General features: G+C 73.3%; 2 protein-coding genes and 1 pseudogene. 1 reads left to right on the top strand and 2 read right to left on the bottom strand.

Annotated features, from left to right (window positions below):
• Positions 1-1597: alkaline phosphatase D family protein (locus I4I78_RS31060; RefSeq protein ID WP_218615075.1), on the bottom strand; the 1597-nt coding region annotated here is incomplete at its 3' end.
• Positions 1598-1607: 10 nt separating this feature from the next.
• Positions 1608-2597: an ROK family protein gene (locus tag I4I78_RS31065; RefSeq protein ID WP_218615076.1), complete on the bottom strand. Its 990-nt coding sequence runs from the start codon at positions 2595-2597 to the stop codon at positions 1608-1610.
• 111 nt (positions 2598-2708) lie between these two features.
• Here I4I78_RS31065 and I4I78_RS34360 point away from each other — a divergent pair.
• Positions 2709-3150, top strand: a pseudogene (locus tag I4I78_RS34360) (DoxX family protein); the annotation flags it as partial.
• Between the last annotated feature and the right edge of the window lie 653 nt (positions 3151-3803).

The following is a 3803-nucleotide window of genomic DNA, read 5'->3' on the forward strand; positions in this document are numbered from 1 at the left end:
GCGGGCGCTCGAACCGGACGCGGGCGGAGCGGCCGTTGAGCTCCAGGGTCGCGATCAGGTTCCCGAACAGCGGCCCGGCGCACTTCTCCCAGGCCACCCCGGCCCGCTCGGCTCCGGTGTCGCGCGCCCACCGCGTGCTGGCGCGGGCCAGCAGCCGCGACCACGTGACGCTGAACAGCACCCGCATGAACCCCGGGACGATGTTGTGCACCGGTGAGCAGGTCAGCTGGTACACCCCGGTCGCACCGGGCTCGTGCCGGTGCACGAACGCGCGCGCGGCGTAGCTGTGGTGCACGTCGCCGGACAGCACGGTCGCGGTGGCCGGTGCGACCCGCCCGGTGTGCGCCCGGCCGATGTCGCGGAGCAGGTCGGCGAGCCGGTTGAAGGAGTGCCCGAACGCGGGCCAGTGCTCCATGTCGGCCGTCTGCCGCAGCCACTCGGCGGAGCGCGCGAGCCGGCCGCCGGAGTTGCCGGCCTTCTCGGTCGCGGCCTGCAGGTCGGAGATCACCTGCGGCAGCAGCCACGGGATCGAGGTGCCGATCATGACGTGGTCGACCTCGCCGGGGGCCAGCGCCCGCTCGGTGATCCAGTCGAACTCGGCGTCGGAGACGAGCTTGCGCGGCAGCGACTCGACGATCCGGCCGTTCCGGGAGTCGATCACGATCAGCCGGCTGCGCCCGAGCTCCCAGCAGAAGCTGAACCGCACGTCCTTGTGCGCGTCGGCACCGGTGCCGACCTCGGCGTCGGCGCGGTCGGCCATCTCGACCAGCAGTGGCCAGACGTCGCCATCGGCCGCCTGCACGCGCTGCCACGTCGTGTCGGCGGCGAGCTCGGCGGGGGACAGGTTGCCCAGGTGCTGGTGCACCCAGTACGCGGCCAGCCCGGCCTGGATGCGGTCGCGCCACCAGTGCGTCTGCGCCATCGTCGCGCGCCACTGCGCCGAGGTGTTCCAGTCGTCGCGGACGTCGTGGTCATCGAAGATCATCGCGGTCGGGACGGTGGAGAGCATCCAGCGCACCTCCGGGTCCGACCAGCTGTCGCGGTAGAGCCCGGAGTACTCGTCGAAGCCGACGATCTCGTCGTCCGGCCACTCCTGCGGCCGTTCCGCGCGTCCGGCGATCCGGCGCCGGCTCTGCGGGGTCAGCTCGTCGGCGTAGACCTGGTCGCCGAGCAGCAGCAGCACCGTCGGCCACTGCGCCGGGTCCAGCGTGGCCATCCGGGTGGCGTAGGCGTCGAGCGCGTCGAGCCCGAATTGCCGGGCGAGCTTCGGGTCGGCCAGCTTCACGTAGCGGCACGACCCGAACACCACGCGCTGGTGGTCGTCGGTCGCCGGTCCGCGGGTGGAGATGACGCTTCCCGGGAACGGCGAGTTCGGCAGTGGCCAGACCTGCTCGCCGTCGACGTGCACCTCGTAGGGCGTGCGGGTGTCCGGCGCCAGCCCCGTGACCTCGACGATCGCGTAGTGCAGCCCGCTGACCTCGAACGTGTCGGCGCCGCAGCCCAGCACCTCGACCCGCGCCCTCCGGTCCACCTGCACCCAGACCAGGGCGGATGTCTCGTCGACGTGGCGCAGCAACGGGCCGAGCAGGAGTGTCACCGGACCCACTCTATGGGGTGGGTTCCGGTCGGTGGCCCTGGTGCTCGCCCGCGTCCTCCAGCGCCAGCAGCGCGGCCCCGATCTTGCCCGCGTCGCCGCCGAAGGTGGCCGGCACGATCGGCGGGATCGGACGGGCGCTCGGGGCGTAGGCGAACTCGCGGGCGGCCCGCCGGGTCGGCGCCAGCAGCAGCTCGCCGGCGTCGACGAGACCACCGCCGATCACCACCGCCTCCAGCTCGAAGATCGCGTTCATCGACGCGATGCCGATGCCCAGCGACCGTCCGAGCCGCGCGAACAGCGACGCCGCCGTCCGGTCCCCGGCCATCGCGGCCGTCGTCACGATCTGGCCGGTGACCTCCGCGCCCGACTCCGCGGCCAGCGTCGCGATCATCCCGGCCGGATCGCCGGCGGCGGCGCTGCGGCCCATCCGGGTCAGCGCGGTACCCGAGGCCAGAGCCTCCAGGCAGCCGAAGTTGCCGCAGCCGCACTGCGGGCCGTCCGGGTTGACGTTCATGTGCCCGATCTCGGCGCCGAGGCCGTGCGGGCCGCGGTAGATGCGCCCGTCGAGCACGATCCCGCTCCCGACGCCGGTGCCGACGGTCACCAGGATCATGTGGTCGTACCGGACGTCGCCGAGCCGGGCCTCGGCCAGCCCGGCCACGTTCGCGTCGTTGTCCACCACGGCCGGCAGGCCGGTCGCCCGTTCCAGCTCGGCCCGGACGTTCCAGTCGCGGTACTCGTTGTTCGGGGCCCAGCGGATCCGGCCGGTCGGCCACTCCACGGTGCCCGCCGCACCGACGCCGACCGCGGCCACCGCGTCGTCGTCCTTGCGCAGCTCGTCGACCATCTCCAGGAGCAGCGCGGTCATCGTCGCCGAGTCCGATGTTTCCGGGGTCCGGCGGAGTGTCTCCGCCGAAACTGTGCCATCCTCGGCCACGATCGCCCCCGCAACCTTCGTACCCCCAATGTCGAGCCCGATCGCCCGTCGTCCGTTCGTCACCCGCGCACTATTGCGACCTCACCGCCGCGATGCCAACTGCCGCGGGGGTTTGCGGTCCGTCGGATCGGGGAAAGGTGATCCATGCCAGTCTTGCGCCGAGTCGCCCGACCCATGCTTGCCGCCATCTTCATCACCGGCGGCATCAACGCTCTTCGGTCCCCCGGTGACCACGCCCAGGCCGCCAAGCCGTTGCTGGACCAGGCCGCGCCCGCGGTCGACCGCATCGTCGAGGCGGCTCCGATCGACCGTCGCCCGGACGACGAGACGCTGATCAAGATCGACGCCGGGGTGAAGATCGCCGCCGGGTCGCTGCTCGCGATCGGCAAGGCACCGCGCCTGGCCTCGACCGCGCTGGCGGCCTCCCTGATCCCGACCACCCTGGCCGGGCACCGCTTCTGGGAGGAGACCGACCCGGAGACGCGTGCCGCGCAGCAGATCCACTTCTTCAAGAACGTGGGCCTGCTCGGCGGTCTGCTGATCGCCGCGTCCGACACCCACGGCAAGCCCTCGGCCGCGTGGCGGACCCGCAAGGCCGCCGAGCAGGCGCAGAAGAAGCTCTCCGGTGCGGGTGGTTCCGACTCCGCCGAGCGCTTCGCCGCCGGTCTGACCGGAGCAGGCACCTCGATCGCCGCCGCGGCCTCGACCGCCGGGACGGCGCTGGGCGAGCGTGCCCACGAGGCGTCGGAGAAGTTCTCCGAGGCCGTCGCCGAGCACGGCCCCACCGTGCGCGAGCGGGCCGCCGAGCTGAGCGGCCTGGCCTCCGAGCGGGCGGCGACGCTGGGCACCGCGGTGTCCGCGCGGGCCTCGGACCTGTCCGGCGAGCTCTCCGCCCGCGCCGAGAAGGCCGCCAAGCAGGCGCAGCGCAACGCCGAGCTGGCCGAGAAGCGCGGCGCCAAGCTGCAGAAGGCCGTGGACCGTCGCGGCGCGCAGTGGCAGAAGGCCGCCGGGCGCAGCGGCGACAAGTGGATCAAGGCCGCCGAGAAGCGCCGCGCCGAGTGGGAGAAGCAGGCCCAGAAGGCCGCCCGCAAGGCCGAGAAGAGGGCCCCGGAGTACGCCGACCGGCTCTCCACCCTGGCCACGCAGGCCCAGGCGCAGGCCGCGAAGTTCGGCTCCGACGTCGCGGGCCGGGCCTCCGGCGTCAGCGCCGAGGCGGCCAAGGCCGCCAAGGGCGCCGCGAAGGACGCGAAGAAGCGCGCCAAGTCCGTC

It is taken from the genome of Pseudonocardia sp. KRD291, assembly GCF_019263595.1.
Taxonomy (GTDB): Bacteria; Actinomycetota; Actinomycetes; order Mycobacteriales; family Pseudonocardiaceae; genus Pseudonocardia.